Raw genomic sequence first — 20,106 nt, 5'->3', positions numbered from 1 at the left:
ATGTCCCTGTCCCTTGTCCGTTTTACCCGTTCGAATGCCTCTCCGAGCTGGGGCCTGTTGCAAGGCGGCGAGATCCGCCCACTGAGTATACCTTGCACCACCACCGCCGCATTGCTGGCCCACAGTCACGCCGCCATTCGCGCCTCCGTCCAGGATAGCTTGCTGCCGCTGGCGGACAACCTGCAACTGCTGTCGCCGATCACCCGCGACGCCAAGGTGCTGTGTCAGGGAGCCAACTACCGCCAGCACATGCTCGACTCGGGTGTAGACCCGGATGCCAAACGTTTCAACATGTTCTTCACCAAGTCCTCGGCGTCGATCCACGACCCGGTGGGCAGCATCGTCCGGCCGCGCCATGTGCAGTTGCTGGACTACGAAGTGGAGCTGACGCTGGTGCTGGGCAAGGCCACGACGTCGGCAGTCAAGGTAAGCGCGGCCAACCTGCACGAATATGTAGCAGGCATCTGCATCGGCAACGATGTCTCGGCGCGTTGCGTGCAAATTCCGCAAATGCAGTTCCACAAGGGCAAGAGCTACCGCACTTTTTGCCCGCTGGGGCCGGTGCTGTGCCTGCTGGAGCCGGAAGAAATGCACTATCTGGACGATCTGCAACTCAGCCTCACCGTCAACGGCGAAGTCCGCCAGCAGGACTCCACCGCCAATCTGGTGTTCAAGCCCGCCGAAACCCTGACGGAATACTCGCAGATCGCCGACTTCAATCCCGGCGACGTGATCATGACCGGAACACCCTCCGGCTGTGCGCTGGGTTTGCCGAACCCGACGGTGGTGCGCGCCTCTGCAATGCTGCCGGACCCGGTGCGCTTCGGTCTGTTCCTGAAGGCGCAACTGCGCCGCCCGCAATACCTGAAAAACGGCGACCGGGTGGAAGTCCGCATCGCCAGCCGCGACGGCAGGCTGGACCTGGGTGTCCAGCGCCATACCATTGTCCCGGAGGCCTGAACCATGACTGCGACGCTTATCAAGAAAACGCCAAAGACGGCTCCGGCCGCGCCTGCCACGCCCCCTGCTCCGGGCACGCTGCCCGCCCATGCCGATGTGGTGATTGTCGGCTACGGCCCTGCCGGGGCGGCGCTCGCCAACCTGCTGGGCCGCTACGGGGTCGATACGCTGGTAGTGGACAAGGCCGAGGACATCCTGCCGATGCCCCGCGCCATTGCGCTGGACAACGAAGCCTTGCGCATCCTGCAAATGGCGGGGCTGGCCGAGGACGCTTTCGAGAAGATCGCCATCCCGCAGGTGCGCCTGCATTCGCCTTATGCCGGGGAGTTCGGCCGCGTCAACACGGCGGGCTGCCTGGACGGGCACCCGAAACTGATCACCTTTTACCAGCCGGAAATGGAACAGGCGCTGCGGTCGGCGGTCAAGCAGCATTCCACCGTGCGTACCGCAGTCGGTGTGGAGATGACCGATTTCATGGACCTGGGCCATGAGATCCGGCTGCAACTGCGCCCGGCGGACGGCCCGGCGCAGACCATCAGCTGCCGCTATCTGGTCGCAGCCGACGGGTCGGCTTCGCCGGTTCGCGCCCGTTTGGGGGTGGAGTTTGGCGGTGAAACCTACCCGCAGGACTGGCTGATTGTCGATGCCAAACATGTCCGCTCGCCGATTTCGGATGTCGAATTTCTCTGTGACCCGGAGCGGCCGGTGCCGCACATGATCGCGCCGGGCGGCCGCGAGCGCTGGGAATTCATGATGAAGCCGGGGGAAACCCGGGAACAGGTGCTGCAACCCGCCTTCCTGCGCGAACTGCTGAAGCCCTGGGCCAATCCGGACGAGCTGGAGATCGAACGCACCGCCGTCTACCGCTTCCACGCCCGTGTCGCGGACAGCTTCCGCAAGGGCAATGTCTTTCTGGTCGGCGACGCCGCCCATATCACACCGCCCTTTGTCGGGCAGGGCATGTGCGCCGGGCTGCGCGACGTGGCCAACCTGGGCTGGAAACTGGCCTGGGTTCTGCACGGCCGCGCCGACGCCCGCATCCTCGACAGCTATGACCGCGAACGCCGTCCGCACGCCAAAGCCATGATCGACCTCGCGCGCGGCATGGGGCTGCTGATCAAACCTGTAAGCCCGGTGGCGGGGGCGCTGTCATCGCACCTGGTGAAAAACCTGCGTCGCCTGCCACCGCTGCGTGCGCTGATCGACGACCTGAAAATCAAGCCGCGCAACCGTTTCAAGGAGGGCTTGTTCCAGCCGCGCAACCGCGACGACCGCCTCGATCGCGGCAACCACCTGCCCCAAGTGTGGCTGCGCAATGCCGCCGGGCAAGGCGCGTGGAGCGATGATGCGCTGGGCGAACGGCTGACGCTGGTGGGGTTTGGCGTCGATCCGCTTCAGGCTCTGAGTCCGCAGGAACAGGCTGCCTGGACGGCGGCGGGCGGCGCGTTCGTGCAGATCAGCCATCGCGGGCAGCTCGGGCAGCCTCGACCGGAGCTGGCCGTGTGGGAGGATCTGACCGGAGAACTGGTGCCCGACCGGGCCCCGGTCGGCTGGCTGGCGGTGGTCCGACCTGACCGGGTCATCCTGCATGACGGTCCAGCCACGGACGCCGGCAGGCTGGTTCGTGAAACACTGTCGCTGCTGGGTCTGAAAGGGTGAGCCGCCGCCATGACTGTTCGCTGTTTTGATGACATCCTGCGTCTGGAAACCACTCCGCTGGCGCAGCACCGGTTGCCGGGAAGCACTTATGACGCCCTGCGCGAGGCCGCCGCGCGCACCCCTTCCGCCCCGGCGCTGAGCTTCTTCCTGGACGCCAACCGGCTGGATAACACTTGGTGCTGGACCTATGCAGAACTGTTCGCCGACATCACCCGCGCCGCCAATGCCTTCCACGCCCTGGGGGTAACGAAAGACGATGTGATCGCCTTCGTGCTGCCCAACCTGCCGGAAACGCATTTCACCATCTGGGGCGGCGAGGCGGCGGGCATCGCCATGGCGGTGAATCCCCTGCTGGAAGGACCGCAGATCGCCGAGCTGGTGCGCAACGCCCGCGCCAAGGTGCTGGTGACGGTGGCGCCGACGCCGGGCGTCGACCTCTGGCCGAAGTTGAAGGAGCAACTGCGCCACATGCCGGAGGTGCGCACCGTGGTCTGGGTGAACATGGCCCCGTATGTCGGCGTCAAGGGACCGGTGCTGCGTTATCTGGCGATGCACGAGCGGCACGGCATCCGTAACCTGACCATCGCCGACCTGCGTTCGCTGATGAAGCAGCAGCCAGCCGACCGGCTGCTAAGCGGTCGGGTAATCATGGCCGGGGACTTTTCCTCCTACTTCTGTACCGGCGGCACCACCGGCCTGCCGAAAATCGCGGTCCGCACCCACGGCTGCGAAGTCTTTGATGCCTGGGCGGTGCAGCAGTTGATGACCGGCGAAGGCAGCGAGCGGACACGCACCATCTTCTGCGGCCTGCCGCTATTCCACGTCAACGGCCAATTGGTGACCGGGTTGATGAGCTGGATGCGCGGCGACCATGTGATCCTCGGAACACCTCAGGGCTATCGGGGCCCCAATGTGGTCAAGCGATTCCGGGAAATCGTGGCGCATTACCGGATCAACCTGTTCTCCGGGGTGCCGACCCTGTTTGCGGCCCTGCTGCAACAGGAACGCGGCAACCAAGACCTGTCCTCGCTGGAATACGCCATTTGCGGCGCGGCTCCGATGCCGGGGGAGTTGTTCCGCCAGTTCGAAGCAGAAACCGGCGTGCGCATCCTGGAAGGTTACGGCCTGACCGAAGGGGCCTGCGTCTCCTCCCTGAACCCACCGGGGGGCGAGTCGCGCATCGGCTCCATCGGCCTGCGCCTGCCCTGGCAGCCGATGAAAGCGGTGATCCTGGACGACGACGGCGCTTATGTCCGCGATGCCGGTACGGATGAGCCGGGCGTGATCGTGATTCGCGGCCCGAACGTGTTCGCCGGTTACCTGACGCCGGTGCACAACCAGGGCTTGTGGGTGGATATCGACGGCGAGCGCTGGATGAACACCGGCGACCTGGGACGTCAGGATGACGACGGTTATTTCTGGCTGACCGGCCGCAAGAAGGAACTGATCATCCGGGGTGGCCACAATATCGACCCGAAGCAGATCGAGGAACCGTTGCACCAGCATCCCGCCGTGGCGGTCGCAGCGGCGGTGGGCATGCCAGACGCCTATGCCGGGGAATTGCCGGTGGCTTATGTGCAGCTGAAGCCGGGGTGTTTCGCGACGGAAGAGGAACTGCTGGCCTTCCTCGGCGAGCACATCCCTGAGCGGGCGGCACAACCGAAGCATGTCCGCCTCATCGACACGATGCCGGTAACGGCCGTCGGCAAGATTTTCAAGCCGACCCTGCAGATGCGGGAGATCGAAGGAGTAGTGCGGCGCGAGTGCGAAGCCGCCGGGGTGAGTCTGGCGTCGCTGGCGGTGGTTCAGGACAGCAAGCGCGGGCTGTTGGTGCGGCTGGCTGTCAGCGGGGACGGGGCTGCGCTGCGGGAACGGCTGGGGCAGTATGCTTTTGCGGTGGAATGGGCGGGGTGAGACGGCCAGTTCAGAACCAATAATCCCCGACGCAGCGGCCGTCGCGCGGCAGGTCGTCGAAGGTGTCGAGCCCGTCGAAATGGTCGATGGGAACATGGGCGACAGCCTCCGGCTCGGTCAGGCGCAGGTTGACGGCGATGCGGCGCTTGCCTTCCGGGGTGAGCGAGCGGGCGCGCCAGAAGGCGACGCAACCGCAGTCGGGGCAGAAGTGGAATTCGATGGCCTTGCCGCGCATATAGGCTTTGCTGGGGCCGGAGACATGGATGCCCTCGCCTTCGTGGTCATAGGCCCAGAGTACGCCGTAGCGGCGGCAGACGGTGCAGTTGCAGGCGGTGGCGGATTCGGGGATGTCGCGGAGTTGCCAATGGAGGGCGCCGCAGTGGCAGGAGCCGGTGAGCATGAAGGGGGTCTCCCGAGAATAGATTCAAGGTGATTGGCGTAGGATGGGTTGAGGAACGAAACCCATCATTTTGTAATTAGATCAACGTGATGGGTTTCCTGCGTCAACCCATCCTACAAAACTGATCTTACCAACGTAGCTTGGCAATAGAGCTATGAGCCCGACGACTGAAATTGTTTTCTCTGCCAGACAATAAATGCTGCCTCATCTGGAAGATGATCAAGCACTTCGTAGTACTGCACTCTATCAGCCATGCCCCTGGCCTCAATATGACAAAAGAAATCCACCGTTTGGACCGGGATTTGATATTTGTGGCAATAGGCAGCATCTGTAAATTTGGAATAGTACTGATTCACCAACATAGTGGCATGTTCATGTCCATGACTATATGAGTGCTGCAAATGCCCAATGACGCGCTCAAAAAGAAAAAATTCGTCGTCATCCGCGTTTGGGGACAATTTAAGCTCCATCTTCAGACTCCAGCTTGGTAGGATGGGTAGGATGGGTAGGATGGGTAGGATGGGTAGGATGGGTAGGATGGGTAGGATGGGTAGGATGGGTAGGATGGGTAGGATGGGTAGGATGGGTAGGATGGGTAGGATGGGTAGGATGGGTAGAGGCACGAAACCCATCATTCTGCAATAAAATCAACGTGATGGGTTTCATTCGTCAACCCATCCTACATCCGTCAATCCATGTCCAGCTACAATAATCACCCCCACCCGCGATAGCAACCTGAAATCCCTACCGTTGCCACCCCCCGCCTTTTCCTGCAAAATAAACATAACACGCATGTTACACATAAATGGATTCAGACAGCCCTCCCACACCCCGGGCAAACCGTCTATCCTCACCCCCACCACCAACCCGCCCGGAGCCCCCCCATGGCCACCCAGATCGGATTCCGCGACATCGCCCGCGGCATACTTCAAGCCGCCCCGGAAATGCTCGACCTCAACCGCGGCAACCTGCTGCGCCTGGCCGGACTGAACCCGGACAGCCGCCAGTCCATCGGCAAGGTCGTGGAATTCTGGGCGCGCTGGACCCCGGACCGGGTGGCGCTGCGCTTCGACGACCGCGCCTGGACCTACCGCGAACTCAACGCCTGGGCCAACCGCCTTGCCAACCTGTGGGCCGCGCGCGGCATCCGCAGCGGCGACACCGTCGCCATCCTCATGGAAAACCGGCCGGAGGTGCTGGCCTGCGTCATCGCCGCCATGAAGCTGGGGGCCATTGCCGCCATGCTCAACCACCACCAGCGCGCCGAGGTGCTCAGCCACAGTATCGGCCTGGTGCGCATGAAACTGCTGGTGATCAGCAGCGAATGCCGCGACGCCATCGAAAGCACCGTCTATACCCCGCAAGGCAGCCCCAACCTGCCCTGCTTCTGGTGCGGCGGCGACAGCGCCGAGCCCGCCCCGGACGGCTGGCTGGATCTGGAACAGGCCAGCGCCGGCTGCGATTCCGGCAATCCGGCCACCACCGGCGACGTGCGCGCCCATCAGCCCTGCTTCTACATCTTCACTTCCGGCACCACCGGCATGCCCAAGGCCTCGGTGATGACGCACTACCGCTGGCTGGCGTCGATGGCCGGAGTGGGCGGCCTGACCGTGCGCCTGCGCCGCGACGATGTGTTCTATTGCTGCCTGCCGCTGTACCACAACAACGCCCTCACCGTGTCGCTGGGCTGCGTGCTGTCGGTGGGCGCGACGCTGGCGCTGGACCGCAAGTTCAGCGCCAGCCGTTTCTGGGACCGCGTCCGCCACTTCGACGCCACCGCCTTCTGCTATATCGGCGAGCTGCTGCGTTACCTGCTGAACCGGCCGGAAAGCGCGGGCGACCGCAACCACCGCATCCGCGCCATAACCGGCAACGGCCTGCGCCCGGAAATCTGGGAAGCCTTCGAGCAGCGCTTCGGCATTACCCGCATTTTTGAATTCTACGGCGCCAGCGAGTCGAACATCGCCTTCATCAACGCCTTCGGGGTGACACAGACGGCGGGCTTTACGCCGCTGCCCTTCGCCATTGTCGAATTCGATGCGGAAAGCGAAACCCCGCTGCGTGACGTGCGCGGCCACATGCAGCGCGTGGCCAAGGGCGGCGTCGGACTGCTAATCAGCGAGGTGACGGCTCGGCGACCCTTCGACGGCTACACCGACCCCGCCGCCGGGGAAAAGAAGCTGTTCCGCGATGTTTTCAAGCAGGGCGATGTCTGGTTCAACAGCGGCGATCTGGTGCGTGACCAGGGGCTGCGCCATATCCAGTTTGTTGACCGCGTGGGCGATACCTTCCGCTGGAAGGGCGAGAACGTGGCGACCGGGGAAATCGAGGGCGTGCTGGCGCGTGAGCCGTCAGTCGATCATGGCGTGGTCTACGGCGTCAGCGTGCCGGGTTGCGACGGGCGCGCGGGCATGGCGGCGATTACGCTGAAGCCCGGTGTCAGCTTTGACGGCAAGGCACTGGCGGACAGTTTCGACCAGGCGTTGCCCGCCTATGCGGTGCCGCTGTTCATCCGCCTGCAGACGGAGCAGCAGACCACCGGCACCTTCAAGTACCGCAAGGTGGAGCTGAAGCAGGAAGGCTTTGATCCGGGCGTGGTCGGTGAGCCTTTGTATGTGCTGGCAGATCGCGCACAAGGCTACCAGCCGCTGACGGCCGAACTGTTCGTGCGCATCACACAGGGTGGGCTTCGGTTATGAAAAGGCAAGACCGGGCAAGTTTGGCTTCAACCCGCCGACAGGGCTGTGGCATCATCAGGCCATGACTGACTCCGCCCCCCTCGAAACCCCTCCCCGCTCGCGCGGCCGTCCACGCATCGCCGGCGATGAGCTCACAACCCGTCAGGCGCCTGTACTGGAAGCTGCCGGACGTTTGCTGGCGACCCGGGCTTCCGGCGACATCAGTGTCGAATTGTTGTTGCAGGAAACCGGGACATCGCGGCCGTCATTCTACCGCTGGTTTCCCGGTGGCATGGAGCAGGTGTTTGAACAGGTAATCGCACAGGCGAATTCGGATCTGGTCTCGCGCCTGTTGACAGAAGTCGCTCGCGTTGAATCCACAGAGGCACGCATCCGCACCGGTGTCCGCGCTTATTTTGACTGGGGGCTGGCGCAGGGACCCGTGGTGGCGGGTATTTATCGGGAAGGCTTTACGGAAGGGTCAATCGCCCAGCGTTACCGCCGCCAGACGATCGATTCGGCCATTGCCCTGATTGGCAGCCAAGCCGAGGGGATCGGCTTGGGCGGCATTAAACCGAGCCATATTGAAACGCTGGTCAGCTGGGTGGAAACCGCGGGGGCGGTGATCTTCCGTCACTATCCGGTCAGCCGTGATGATGTGGACGACCAGTGTGAGATGACCACCCGCATGTTCCTGACCATGTTGCGCCAGCTGATGGCAGACCATGGCATCACGCTGGACTGAGCCCGGTCAGTCGTTGTAAACCCCGTAGGAAAAGACCGGGGCTTCCTTGGAATTGCGGTTTTCCTCCGACTGGATCATGCGCTGCAAGCCCAACACCGTCTGGTAGGGCGCCATCCGCTGCACGAAATTGGTCGCCCAGTCCGGCGCGCTTCCACCCGGATCGATAAAACCTTCTGAGACATTGCGCCAGCGGTTCTTGCCCGCCGGTGACCACTTCACCGTCATGTTTTCCGCCACCATACGCACCAGCGGCGGTTTCGGCGGCATGAAATCAGGTACGGATTCGATCTTCATCAAGGCATAACCCGTTTTGGGCGAGTACGGAGTGATGGTGGCGCGCAGCACCGCATCCCGGTCCGGCAGCGTGGCCGGGGCTTCATGGACGATGTACCAGTAAAACTCGCGATCCGAGACCCGCTTCAACAGTCGCGCCTCCTTGAGCTGATAGTACCAACGCTTGTAATTGGGTAAATCAAAGGATACGCGGGCGATGTCATCCAGCGTACCCTCGACCTCGTATTCAATCTTGAAGGATCGCAGCGACTTGCCATCCTCGCGCCTCGCCCAAGCGGTAATGCCGTGCCGTTTATCTTTCTTGACCACTTGCCATTGGTTGGGGTCGGCCGCACCATCGCGCAACTCATCCAAATCGCTGTCACGGGCGGCAAGCGCCGTCTGGCTCACAGCAAACATCAAGGCTGGTAAAGTCCAGCGGGTAACGAATCTCAGGTTCATTCTGGTTTCTCGCATCAATTCAAGACTGACGGTGTATGTCTCCCAACACCGGGTGGATGTGCTGTCACACGGTCACTACCGGCATGAAGCGGGTTAAGTCGCGTTCGGCGTCCACGACGGCCGCGGCGGATGTCACAACCCGCAACGGAAACCCCGCCGCAAAGCGCTCCGCCATCGCCGTGATCGTCAGGCTGGGATTCACCCCGACATTGGCGGGAATGGCCGCGCCGTCCACCACAAAGAGGCCGGGGTAGCCGAAAACTTCATGGTTGCTGTCGATCACCCCGTTATCCGGTGAAGCCGCCATCACCGCCCCGCCCAGGATGTGCGCCGTCACCGACATATTGCCCAGACTTTCCACGATCATGTTCTGCGGAATGCCGTTGCTGACCTCGGCCACGGCGCGGGCGGCGGCGTTGGCCTGCGGCAGGTAGGACGGCGTGCGCCCGCCCTTGGCCGGTTCCGACTTCAGCCCGAAGCGGAAACCGCGCAACAGCGTGCGGCCGTAACGGAAGCGCATTTCGTTGTCGGCCTGCTGCATCACCGTCAGGTAGGTGGTGCGCTTGTGCCAGTTGCGGGCGAAGTAGACGCGGAAGGCGTTGAAGGGATGGCGCAGGTAAGCCCACAGCGTCAGCGCGGCACGGCGGACGGGGTTGGCGTCATCCACCATCGGCACCATGTAGAACTTCATCAGGCTGTAGCTGGGGGGCAGGCGGTTCTGCGTCAGGTGGGTCTTGTCGTCGGCGTAGAAGTGGGTGGAAATGGCCGCGCCTTTCGTCACGTCAACCTCCGGGTCGCGGGCGAGGATGCCCACCAGCGCCTCGCTGTTGGTGCGCACATGCTCGCCCAGCGCCGGGGAGACTTTCGGCAGGGTGCGGTAGCGGTCACGCGAGGCAAACAGCAGTTCCTGCGTGCCCAGCGCCCCCGCCGCCAGGATCACCCGCCGCGCCGTCAGCGGGGCATAGCTCTGCCCTTTTTCCCAGGGATGATCCAGGTGCAGCCGGTAACCGCCCTCCGACAGCGGTTCGATATGGGTGACTTTGCGTTCCGGCATCACCTTCACCCCGTCGCGCTCGGCAAAATACAGGTAGTTCTTATCCAGCGAATTCTTCGCCCCGTAGGCACAGCCGGTGAAGCAGCGCCCGCACTGCGTGCAGCCCTGACGGTCGGGACCCTGACCGTTGAAATAGGGGTCGGGGGTGACGCCCTCCGGGAAACCGAAGAAGATGCCCTGCGGCACCGACCCGAACGTGTGGGCCGCGCCGAGCCGTTCGGCGGCCTGTTCCAGCCACTGGTCCTGGATGCCGCGATAGGGGTTGTCGCTGATGCCCAGCATGCGCCGTGCGGTGACGTAATGCGGGGCCAGTTCCGCGCGCCAGTCGGCATTTAGCCCCGACCACGCCGGATCTTGGTAAAATGCTTCTTTGGGTTCCAGCAGCACCGCGCCATAGACATTGCTGCCGCCGCCAACCCCGACCCCGCGCAAGATGGCCACGTGCCGGAAGACTTCCTGGGCAAAGAAGCCCTTCATCCCCAGCGCGGGCATCCAGCTCAGCGCAGTGTTGCTGACCGCCGCCGCCTCGAAATCCTCGGGGGTAAGGCGGCGGCCCATTTCCAGCACGCCGACCTTCCAGCCCTTTTGCGCCAAGCGCAGCGCGCTGACGCTGCCGCCGAAACCGGAGCCGACAATCAGCACGTCGTAATCGAATTCAGCGCTCATGACGGCTCACGCTCCAGCAGGAAGGGAAAGACGAAACCGCGCAGCAGCGGCAGGTCGAGGCGGGTCATGCCCAACAGGGTGTGCTCGTCCAGGGCGCGCAACTCATCCGTCACCCAGCGCCAGGGCACCGGACCGGACGCACCGTAGGTCAGCGCCACCACCGCCCCGCCGTCCAGTGTGGAGGGCTGGACACGCGCCTGCATCGACAGCGCGTCAATCGTGCCCGGCCCGCGCGCCAGTACATTGGTGGCGCTGTCCGGGGTCAGGAACTTCTTGCCCAGCCAGCCCCACAACCCGCCCAGATAACAACTCGGCATGCCGCCCAGCCGCAGCCACAGCGGGCCGACAAAACGCGCTTTCCAGAAGCCTTGGCGCTGAGCCTCGGTGGGCAGGGTGGCGGTGGCGAAGCGTTGCTTCAGGCCGGCCAGGGAGATTTTCGGGTCAATCGGGGACATGGCGGGGCGACTCCGGAAAAGGAAAAAAGAACGATCAAGCGCGGGCCGGGCGCTGCACGGCCATGCGTTTGGCGCCCCAGGCATAGAGCCGGTGCGCCAGCGAGGGCATCAGCCGGGTCAGGCCGTCATAGAACACCGCATCGATACCGACCAGCTGCCGGGGGTTGCGGGCTTCCACCGCATCGAGAATGATGCGCGCCGCCTGTTCCGGCGAGGTCAGCGAAGCGGCGTTGTGGGCGCGGTGCACGTCTTCCTGCGAGGCACCGGCATTGATGAATTTGCGTACCTTGGAATTGCGCACGATCTCGGTCTTGATGCCGCCGGGCATCACCAGCAGCACCTGCACCCCGGCGTCACGCACTTCCTCGCGCAGCGCATCGCAGAAACCGCGTACGGCGCTCTTGGCGGCGCAGTACGGGCCGTTGTTGGGTGCGGCGATGAAGGAATGGATGCTGCCCAGGTTGACCACCACGCCCTTGCGCGCCCGCACCTGCGGCAGGAAGGCGCGCGTACCGTGCACCACGCCCCAGAACAGGATGTCGAACACCCAGCGGAATTCCTCGTAAGGCACGTCCTCCAGCGTATCGAGCAGCGCCACCCCGGCGTTGTTGATGATGACATCCACCCCGCCCAATTCCGCCGCCGCCGCGGCCGCCCAGGCCTCGACCTCGTCGCGCTTCGCCACATCCACAAGGCGGATCACCGCCCGGCCGCCCAGCTTTTCCACCAGACGCGCCGTCTCCTGCAAGGGCTCTTCCTTGATATCGCTCAGCGCCAGTTGCGCGCCGCGCGTGGCACATGCCAGCGCCAGCGCGCGGCCGATGCCGTTGCCCGCGCCGGTAATCGCCACCACTTTTCCACTTAATGCATACATGTTGAATCTCCGGTTACAGGGTGGGGCCGATGTAGGCCTTGCGCACCCGCGTGTCGCCAATGAAACGGCTGAGGGCGGGGAAATGGCGCAGGCCCAGCGAGGTGAGACGCGCCAGTCGGCCCGGCACGGTCAGGAAGGTCTGGTGGTCCAGGGCGCGCAGCACATCGGCCACAATCACCTCCACCGCCACCTTGGGAATGGTCAGGGTGTGTTCGCGGTTTTCCGGGGTGCGGGTGCGGTCCAGCGCGTCCACCATCGGCGAATCGAACTCCGGCGGGCAGACCAGTTGCACTGTGATGCCCTGCGGGGCCAGTTCGTAGCGCAATACTTCCGACAAGCCCACCAAGGCATGCTTCGAGGCGCAGTAGGCGCTGTAACCGAACACCCCGGTCAGCCCGGCAATGGAGGCGATATTGACGATGCGCGGCTGCGAGGAATGCTTGAGCTGCGGCAAGGCGGCGTGAATGGTATTCAGCGTGCCGAAGTAATTGATGTCCATCACCTCGCGATGCACACGCAACGGCAGCGTCTCGAAATAGCCCTCGCGCAAGACCCCGGCTGAATTCACCAGCACATCGATGCCGCCCAGCGTCTTGGCGATCTGTTCGCATGCCTGCTGCAGCCCCGCCGGGTTCTGGACATCGGTGGCGCTGACCGCGACCCGCGCGTTCGGCCGCAACAGGCGCAGCTCTTCGGCGGCAAGTTCCAGCTTGACCGGATCACGGGCCAGCAAGGCCACATGATCCCCCCGAAGGACGCAGGCGCGGGCCAGCGCCAGCCCCAGGCCCGATGAACCGCCGGTAATCACGATTCGACGCGGTGCCGCCATCTCCTTTCCCCTTTTTGATACGCCGCCGCAGAACCGGCCGCACCGGCCAACACTTCCAGGGAAGATTCGACGGGCGGTGCTTGCAGGATCGGCGCGGCGCTGTTAATTTAACGAAACACTGCTGTTACGTATATTGTTTGATTTTTTTCAGGCCCGCAAGCCCCGTTCATCGGATGCGCGCCGCACCCATCCCGGAGCCCCCATGAAATACAGCGAACGCATCGACTACCCGCAAACCGCCGCCCAACTGCTGCCGGTGTTCAGCAACCCGGCCTTCTTCGAAGCCAAGTACGCCGCCAGCGGCGCGCATGACATCCGTGTGCTGGAAACGGAACACGGCAACGGCCGCTTCCGCATCAAGGTCAGTCGCAAGGTGCCCACCGATGTGCCCATCCCGTCCTTTGCGCGCAGCCTGGTGCCGCAGGACATCACGCTGATCCAGACCGACAGCTGGGATCTGGAACGGGGGGTGGGTTCGCTGGATATCGAGTTCGTGGGCATCCCGGTGAGGGTGCATTGCGAGCTGTTGCTGAAGGATGTGGCGGGCAAGGCCGTGGAAGACCTGCACTTCGACATCAAGGTGAATGTGCCGCTGATTGGCGGCAAGCTGGAGAAGCTGCTGGCGGATGATTTGAAGGTGAAATTCGCGAAGGATACGGCGGTGACGCTGGGGATGTTGCCGGGGTATGTGTGAGGCCGGGTTACCAACAGATTCCATGGAATCCAGCATAAACCCGGCGTATCATCATCAGACCTGATACGGATATTTTTCTACCGAAATGGAATCCTCACTTTTGCAGGACACAGAGGCCTGCACTGGCCCTACCGGCGCTGGCACGAACCCACAGCCTGCACTGTCGCACACGGCGGGCTGCTTCTATGATGCCATCCCCTTTCCGGTTGTGCTGACACATGCGGATGGCGTCATCCTCCAGGCCAACGCCGCCGCCGGTCGGCATGCCGCCCAGCCTGCGGGCCGACTGCACGGACAATCCGCACACACGGTTTTTCATGACCGTACGCTATCCATTCGCGACTGCCCGGTCTGCTCACGCATGGTTGACACCGCCACAGACACTCACGACAACCTGGAGATCCGGCTGGGGCGCACCGTCCTGGAGTTCAGCCTGACGCCATTGGCCGGCGTCCGTGAAGAGGCGGTCTATGTCCAGGTCGTGCGTGACGTCACCCAGAACCGGCGCCTGAACCATCTGTATGAAATGCTGAGCGCCACCAACCGCGCCATCATTCACAGCCAGACTGCCGAAACCCTGATGAACGCCGTTTTCGAGGCGCTGGTCACCAGCCGCACCTACACCCTGCTGTTCATGGCCAGAACCGACACCGGCGACTTGCCGATGCAGATCATCCGCGAGCACGGCATTGACCCCGCGCTGTTGCCGCGACTGGCCCTGAACCTGGGTACTCCTGACAGCGTATTCGGACAGGCCTTTCCCCGATTGGCTGAAGAGCGCCTGATCTGCTTCCCGGTGGCCGCCGCTGACGATGCGTGGACGCAATACCTGCTCCGCAAAGGCATCACCAACCGCACCGTGCTTTCCGTCCTGTGTAATGGCAAGGTCTGCGGCGCCATCGGGTTGTACGCAGACCATCCGGAGGCCTTTGATGCGGCCGAAATGCGCCTGCTGCACGAAATGGCGGAAGACATCACCTTTGCTCTGAACGGCATGCAGGCCGAGGAACGCCATCAGGCGATACGGGCGCAGGCGGACCTGTCGGATCTGCGTTTCCGCGAAGTGTTTGAGTCCTCCCCCACGCCCATGCACATCATGTCCACCCTGACCGGTGAAAATCTGGCCGTCAATCCGGCCATCCGGGCGTGGCTGGGTTATACCCTGGAGGAAATCCGCACCGTTGAAGCCTGCTTCGAGCGCGTTTATGCAAACCCGGAGATGGCCCGCAGCGTCTGGACGCTGTGGCAGCAGGATATCGCCACCATTTCCGCCACCGGAACATCCGTACGTTCGCCGGAATTGACCCTGCGATGCAAGGACGGCTCCCTGCGCATCGCCCGCGCCACCATGACCTTGGTCGGCACGGACGCCATCATTGCCTGGGACGACCTCACCGAAATCCGCCGCAGCGCCTCGGCGCTTCAGGAAAGCGAGCAGCGTTTCCGGGGCATGATCGAGCAGACCATCACTGGCATCTTCGTTCATCGCGACGGGCGCTACGTCTACGTCAATCCGCGTTATTGCAGCATGCTTGGCCGCAACGCCGGGGAACTCACCGGCGAAGATTTCCAGACATTCACCCCCCTGTCCCCCGACAGTTCACCAACGCTGTCCTCCCTCGCCCACGGAGAACTGCTGACCGTCCACTGCCATCACCGGGACGGCCGTTTGATTGAGCTGGGTCTCAAAAGCGGCCCGATACTCTGGGACGGTCAACCGGCAACCATCGTAATGGCCGAGGACATTACCGAGCGCACCCGCATGGAGCAGCAGAACGCGCGGTATCTTCAGCAGCTGGAAACCTCCATGCAGGGCACCTTGCTGGCGCTGTCCAACATGGTGGAATTGCGGGACCCCTACACGGCGGGTCATGAACGCCGCGTCAGCCTGATTGCGGGCGCCATTGGACGGCATCTGGGCTGGGATGAACCGCGCTGCCGGGAACTGGAGATGATCGGTCTCATCCATGACATCGGCAAGATTGCCGTGCCTTCGGAATTGCTGACCCGTCCCCGCCGCCTGAATGATATTGAAATGGACCTGATCCGCGAGCACGCGCATACCGGCTTCGAGATCCTGCGTGACATCCCGTTCAACGCGCCGGTGGCTGAGGTTGTGTACCAGCACCACGAGCGCATGGATGGCAGCGGCTACCCGCGCGGTCTCAAGGGGGATGATATCCTGCCCGCCGCGCGGGTGATTGCCGTGGCGGATGTTCTGGAATCAATGGCATCGCACCGGCCTTACCGCCCGGCATTGGGGGTGGATGCTGCACTGGCGGAACTGGAGGGCGGTCGGGGGGTGATTTACGATGCCGGTGTGGTGGATGCCCTGCTGGAGATGGTGCGGCATCAGGGTTACTGTTTGCCGGATTGAGGCTGTTGCGGTGTGGTGGAACCGGCTTGAGGTATTGCGGACTCTGCTTACGGCAAGGCGGTTGCCTTGATACTTTGCTCACCGTTTTTTGGCGCGATTCGGGGATGAAGGTTTATTGCAAACCGTATCCGATACTTTCACATGGATGCATCGGCTCACGCCTCACCCCCCCACCCGCATCGCCCGAAACTGACTCGGCGTCTTCCCCGTCCACAACCTGAACGCCCGCGTAAAATTCGCCGGATCCGCATACCCCAGCAGCTCCGCCACCTTCTGGATTTCCAGCGCCGGGTTCTCCAGCAACTGCACCGCGTCCCGCCGCCGCACATCCTCCAGCAAACGGCGGTAACTGCCGCCCTGCGCCTGCAGCTTGCGGCGCAGCGTGCGCGGCGACATATGCAGCCGCTCCGCCAGCACATCCGGATCGGGATAACCCTCCGGCCCCGGCGTCATCGCCGCCCGCACCCCGGCCAGCGTATCGTCCTGCCACTCCCCCAGCAGCGCCAGTTCCCGCTCGCATTGCGCCACCGCCAGCTCCAGTGCATCGGGGCTGGCCATGGGCAGGCGCAGGTCGCGCAGCGCGCGCGGCACCCGCAACTGCGTGGCGGGCATGTCAAAACGCACGCCCGGCAAACGCTGGCGGAAACGCTCAAAATACGATGGTTGCGGATGCTCCAGCCAGAATTCAGCCTGCGGATCCGTGCCACCCAGCAGCAACTGCAACCCCCGGTAGCAACTGGTCACCACCGCCTGCATCGTCACCTGCTGCAACAGCGGCGGCAACGGCTGCTCGCAGCGCAGCTCGAACACCAGCCAGTCGCCCTGCTCCAGATAGCGCAGGGCAATGCCGCGCCCGCGCAAGTGCCAGAACCGTTGCAGCAGCAGCGCCGCCTCGTCCACCGTACCGCTGCACAACAGCGCATAACCCAGGCTGCCGTGCGCGGTCAGCGGCTGGTGCGAACCCACTTCAAAACCCAGACCTTCATCACCGGTCAGTTGCAGGACCGTCGCCACCAGATGCGTGAAATCGTGCGGGGAAATACGCCCGGCCGGATCGGCCAGCAGCCCGGTGGACAGCCCCGCCACGCGCAGCACCTGTTCCGGCGGCACGCCGCGTTCGCGGGCGCGCTCCAGATACAGTTTTGAGTAAGTGACCGGCATGTGCGGCTGGCGCAACCAGTCCTGTTTTTCCTTGATCGACATCGCAATGGCCACGAATGACAAGCTACTTGTCTGCCGAGACTGTCACGGATGCCGCGCGCTGGCAATGGCCGGAACGATGAACTGCCGGAAGGCGGTGCCGAACGCCCCTAAACTCAGGCGATGTCCTTGAAGGCGCGCTTGCGCGGTTCCGCTTCCAGCCCGTTTTCCAGCATCCGGCGAATCCAGCGGAAGTTGAGGGCGCGGCTGGCGGCGGCATGACCCGGCAGGTGATAGTGGGCCAAGGTCGCCGCCCGGTTGGCCGCCTGCAAGGCGAGCACTACGGGCTGCCAACGGCGGTCATCGGTCAACCCGTAGAACTCGGCCGCCCCCTGCCCCAGACAGATGCGCGCCAGCGCATGCAGGAAGCCTTCCTTCAGGAAGAACGGCGGTTGTCCGGCTACGGCCGACAGCACCGTGCGCGCCATCATCCGGCTTTCCTCGCTGGGGTGGTACTGGTGCGCGCAGACCCGTTCGTAGAGGTCGATTTCCTCTTCGATGGATTCCGTCAGGAAGAATTCATCGACGCCGTGCAGCCAGCCCGCATAGCGCCAGAAATGATGCAGCGCCTCCCGGTCCTCGCGTGACAGCGACGCGCCCAGCCGCTCCATGCCGCGCACCGCCAGATAATCGAATTCGATGATGGTGAAGGCCATGTCTTCCTGGTTGATCGGCTCGTCGTAGAGGGTGGTGTCCCAACCGCGCGCCCGCAGGTACTTGCGCACCATGGCGTGCAGCAGCCGCACTTCCAGGGAAATGCGGTGCCCGGCGCCGCCCGGCCGCATGCCGTCGGGCTGGTGCATGTTATGGGTCATCTGCGCGGTTTCGTTCAGGCGGTGCAGCACGTCCTGCTGCAAACGGCCGGTGGCCACCAGCACATGCACCGCCTTGCTGCCCATGTAGCCTTCCACCAGCGAGCCGGTCAGCAGCGCCAGTGAGCGCACATTGGTGAAGGCCAGGCTGACCTGGCGCGCCTGCTCGATCTTGTCCCAATCCACCCAGTCCGGCACGGTGTTGACGGTGTCGAGAAAGGCCTGGAACGGACCGCCCTCCTCGCGGGCGCGGCGTTCCACTTCCTCCAGCATCGCCGTCGGGCGCTGGCGGTCAATGCGCGCCGCCACCGCGTCGGCCAGCGGGTCGCAGACGTGGCGCATGCGTTCCAATTCTTCAGTCCGGTACTTGTGGGCCCCATCGGTGGCGGTGGTCATGGTGAAGGTCTCCCGGCATTGCAGTTTCGAATGACCCTCAGCATAATGCAAGTCAATACTTACATTAAACTGACTTTTACAGCATGAGCGACAACCCGCCGTCATCGCCCCGCAAACAACCGCGCCAGCAGCGCGCCCGCCAGACCGTGCAGCGCCTGCTGGACGCCGCTGCCGAGCTGATCGAGGACCACGGTCTGGAGACACTCACCACCAACCGCATTGCCGAGCACGCCGGGGTGAATATCGCCTCGCTCTACCAGTATTTTCCGCACAAGGACGCCATTGTCGCGGCGCTGGTGGAGTCGTGGTTGCAGGAAGTGACGCGGCAGCTGGGCGACATGCTGTCCCCGGCGATGGACATGCCCATCGCAGAATCCACCCATCTGTGGTGCCAAGCCGGGCTGATGTATTTCCGGCAACGCCCGGCGCTGCTGGCGCTGCTGCTGCGGGTGCGTGACCGGCCGGAAGACTGGCCGGCGGCGCGGCAGCTGGAACTGCGGTTGATGGAGATCATGCGCCGTTTCCTGCTGCCCCGCCGCGACTCGCTGGCAACGCCCGATCTCGACCTGGGCATCCAGACGGCGTACACAGCCGCTGCCGCCGTGCTGTTGCGGCAGTTGACCGACCCCGTGCCCTATTACCGCGACGAGCAGATCATTGGCGAGGTGGTGCGGCTGATCACCGGCTATTTCCGGCCCTGACCGCGAATGACAAGCGACTTGTCCGCCCTGACCCTCACGGCGCGAACGGCAGGGCCGCTATGCTGGTCAACATTCCAGCAGACACCGCATTGTCGGGAGAACCGCCATGACCGCCGCCGCCAAGATCAAGAATATTCCCGAACACCGGCACAACCTCAAGGTCCGCCGCATGGACTTCGAATTTTCCGACGACATTCCCGAATTCTGGTACGGCAACGACCCCTTCCGCACCTTGCTGATGGCGGCCATGTCCGCCGGTTTCCCCGAAGGCGAACGCTTCTTCATCGACTCGGTGCGCCAGTTCCGCGACCGCATCACCGACCCGGAATTACAACAGGCCGTCTCCGCCTTCATCGGTCAGGAAGCGCATCATTCCAAGGAACACGATGTGCTGAACACGCTGATGAAGAAGCGCGGCTACAACATCGGCCGCATTGAGCGCGGCGTGCGCGGGGCCATGAAGATGTTCCGCACCAAATTCAGCCCGGAACGCCAACTGGCGCACACCGCGGCCGTTGAGCACTTCACGGCGCTGATGTCCGAGCAGTACCTGCTGAATGAAGAGATCCTGAGTGAATTCGACCCGCGCATGGTGACGCTGTGGGCTTGGCACGCGATCGAGGAAACCGAGCACAAGGCGGTGGCCTTTGATGTCTACAAGACCATCGGCGGCGATGAATGGACCCGGCTGTCGGCCATGGCGATGGCCTCGGTGCTGTTCGTGGGCTTTACCAGTTATGACTTCTACACGCTGGTGCGCGAGTCCGGCCATGCGGGTGATGCAAAGATGTGGCTTAAGGGGCTGGATTACTACTGGGGCCGCAAGGGTGTGTTCCGCAAGATGATCCCGGCCTACCTGCAATACTACCGCCGCGACTTCCATCCCTGGCAGCACGACAGCCGCGCCCAGGTGGAGCGTATCAAGCAGAAGTATCTGGGCGACAAGGCCTGAGCCAC

At 63.5% G+C, this 20,106-nt stretch carries 18 protein-coding genes; 9 read left to right on the top strand and 9 right to left on the bottom strand.

The window, feature by feature from the left end; all coding sequences use genetic code 11:
• Genes Q7T36_RS09145 through Q7T36_RS09135 form a run of 3 tightly spaced genes read left to right on the top strand, consistent with a single transcriptional unit; the run spans window position 1 to window position 4,533 of the window.
• Window positions 1-960 carry a fumarylacetoacetate hydrolase family protein gene (locus Q7T36_RS09145; protein WP_304846982.1) on the top strand — a complete coding sequence of 320 codons (960 nt, stop codon included), beginning with the start codon at window positions 1-3 and terminating at the stop codon, window positions 958-960.
• A 3-nt stretch (window positions 961-963) separates the two neighbouring features.
• Window positions 964-2,619, top strand: coding sequence for a bifunctional 3-(3-hydroxy-phenyl)propionate/3-hydroxycinnamic acid hydroxylase (locus tag Q7T36_RS09140; RefSeq protein ID WP_304846979.1), 1,656 nt, complete (start codon window positions 964-966; stop codon window positions 2,617-2,619).
• Between the two features lie 9 nt (window positions 2,620-2,628).
• On the top strand, window positions 2,629-4,533 hold the full coding sequence (locus Q7T36_RS09135; RefSeq protein ID WP_304846972.1) for an acyl-CoA synthetase: 1,905 nt from the start codon (window positions 2,629-2,631) through the stop codon (window positions 4,531-4,533).
• A gap of 10 nt (window positions 4,534-4,543) precedes the next feature.
• Here the strand turns inward: Q7T36_RS09135 and Q7T36_RS09130 are convergent, their stop codons facing one another.
• Both Q7T36_RS09130 and Q7T36_RS09125 read right to left on the bottom strand, forming a co-directional pair.
• Window positions 4,544-4,933 carry a GFA family protein gene (locus Q7T36_RS09130; protein ID WP_304846968.1) on the bottom strand — a complete coding sequence of 130 codons (390 nt, stop codon included), beginning with the start codon at window positions 4,931-4,933 and terminating at the stop codon, window positions 4,544-4,546.
• A 152-nt stretch (window positions 4,934-5,085) separates the two neighbouring features.
• Window positions 5,086-5,403, bottom strand: a complete 318-nt coding sequence (locus tag Q7T36_RS09125; RefSeq protein WP_304846965.1) for a hypothetical protein — start codon at window positions 5,401-5,403, stop codon at window positions 5,086-5,088.
• A gap of 414 nt (window positions 5,404-5,817) precedes the next feature.
• On the opposite strand from Q7T36_RS09125, the gene Q7T36_RS09120 reads away from it, so the two are divergent.
• A complete protein-coding gene (locus Q7T36_RS09120) occupies window positions 5,818-7,632 on the top strand; it encodes a long-chain-acyl-CoA synthetase (RefSeq protein ID WP_304846962.1) in 1,815 nt (604 codons plus the stop codon).
• A 61-nt stretch (window positions 7,633-7,693) separates the two neighbouring features.
• The gene (locus Q7T36_RS09115) at window positions 7,694-8,356 is read left to right on the top strand and encodes a TetR/AcrR family transcriptional regulator (RefSeq protein ID WP_304846959.1); all 663 of its coding nucleotides are present in this window, start codon (window positions 7,694-7,696) and stop codon (window positions 8,354-8,356) included.
• A 6-nt stretch (window positions 8,357-8,362) separates the two neighbouring features.
• On the opposite strand, the gene Q7T36_RS09110 is transcribed toward Q7T36_RS09115, so the two are convergent.
• The 5 genes from Q7T36_RS09110 to Q7T36_RS09090 all read right to left on the bottom strand — a co-directional run bounded on the left by Q7T36_RS09110 (window position 8,363) and on the right by Q7T36_RS09090 (window position 12,969).
• The gene (locus Q7T36_RS09110) at window positions 8,363-9,091 is read right to left on the bottom strand and encodes an START domain-containing protein (protein ID WP_304846956.1); all 729 of its coding nucleotides are present in this window, start codon (window positions 9,089-9,091) and stop codon (window positions 8,363-8,365) included.
• Between the two features lie 64 nt (window positions 9,092-9,155).
• On the bottom strand, window positions 9,156-10,811 hold the full coding sequence (locus Q7T36_RS09105; RefSeq protein ID WP_304846953.1) for a GMC oxidoreductase: 1,656 nt from the start codon (window positions 10,809-10,811) through the stop codon (window positions 9,156-9,158).
• The gene (locus tag Q7T36_RS09100; RefSeq protein ID WP_304846950.1) at window positions 10,808-11,266 is read right to left on the bottom strand and encodes a hypothetical protein; all 459 of its coding nucleotides are present in this window, start codon (window positions 11,264-11,266) and stop codon (window positions 10,808-10,810) included. Before Q7T36_RS09100 ends, Q7T36_RS09105 begins: the two co-directional genes overlap by 4 nt.
• Window positions 11,267-11,300: 34 nt before the next feature.
• Window positions 11,301-12,140 carry an SDR family oxidoreductase gene (locus tag Q7T36_RS09095; RefSeq protein ID WP_304846947.1) on the bottom strand — a complete coding sequence of 280 codons (840 nt, stop codon included), beginning with the start codon at window positions 12,138-12,140 and terminating at the stop codon, window positions 11,301-11,303.
• Between the two features lie 13 nt (window positions 12,141-12,153).
• Window positions 12,154-12,969: an SDR family oxidoreductase gene (locus Q7T36_RS09090; RefSeq protein ID WP_304846944.1), complete on the bottom strand. Its 816-nt coding sequence runs from the start codon at window positions 12,967-12,969 to the stop codon at window positions 12,154-12,156.
• Window positions 12,970-13,171: 202 nt separating this feature from the next.
• Between Q7T36_RS09090 and Q7T36_RS09085 the strand changes: the two genes are divergently transcribed.
• Window positions 13,172-13,663 carry a DUF2505 domain-containing protein gene (locus Q7T36_RS09085; protein ID WP_304846942.1) on the top strand — a complete coding sequence of 164 codons (492 nt, stop codon included), beginning with the start codon at window positions 13,172-13,174 and terminating at the stop codon, window positions 13,661-13,663.
• 85 nt (window positions 13,664-13,748) lie between these two features.
• Complete coding sequence (locus Q7T36_RS09080) at window positions 13,749-16,040, top strand: HD domain-containing phosphohydrolase (RefSeq protein WP_304846940.1); 2,292 nt, start codon at window positions 13,749-13,751, stop codon at window positions 16,038-16,040.
• Window positions 16,041-16,202: 162 nt separating this feature from the next.
• On the opposite strand, the gene Q7T36_RS09075 is transcribed toward Q7T36_RS09080, so the two are convergent.
• Together Q7T36_RS09075 and Q7T36_RS09070 are read right to left on the bottom strand one after the other, a co-directional pair.
• Window positions 16,203-17,255: an AraC family transcriptional regulator gene (locus Q7T36_RS09075; RefSeq protein WP_304847173.1), complete on the bottom strand. Its 1,053-nt coding sequence runs from the start codon at window positions 17,253-17,255 to the stop codon at window positions 16,203-16,205.
• A gap of 101 nt (window positions 17,256-17,356) precedes the next feature.
• Window positions 17,357-18,448 (bottom strand): oxygenase MpaB family protein, encoded by a 1,092-nt coding sequence (locus Q7T36_RS09070; protein ID WP_304846937.1) that lies wholly within the window; start codon window positions 18,446-18,448, stop codon window positions 17,357-17,359.
• A gap of 83 nt (window positions 18,449-18,531) precedes the next feature.
• Here Q7T36_RS09070 and Q7T36_RS09065 point away from each other — a divergent pair, with 83 nt between their 5' ends.
• Both Q7T36_RS09065 and Q7T36_RS09060 read left to right on the top strand, forming a co-directional pair.
• Window positions 18,532-19,149: a TetR/AcrR family transcriptional regulator gene (locus Q7T36_RS09065; RefSeq protein ID WP_304846934.1), complete on the top strand. Its 618-nt coding sequence runs from the start codon at window positions 18,532-18,534 to the stop codon at window positions 19,147-19,149.
• A gap of 106 nt (window positions 19,150-19,255) precedes the next feature.
• Window positions 19,256-20,101 (top strand): metal-dependent hydrolase, encoded by an 846-nt coding sequence (locus Q7T36_RS09060; protein WP_304846931.1) that lies wholly within the window; start codon window positions 19,256-19,258, stop codon window positions 20,099-20,101.
• Window positions 20,102-20,106: the final 5 nt, after the last annotated feature.

The sequence above is a fragment of the Fluviicoccus sp. genome, from assembly GCF_030646115.1.
GTDB lineage: Bacteria > Pseudomonadota > Gammaproteobacteria > Pseudomonadales > Moraxellaceae > Fluviicoccus.
This window is presented reverse-complemented; position numbering and strand designations above follow the sequence as displayed.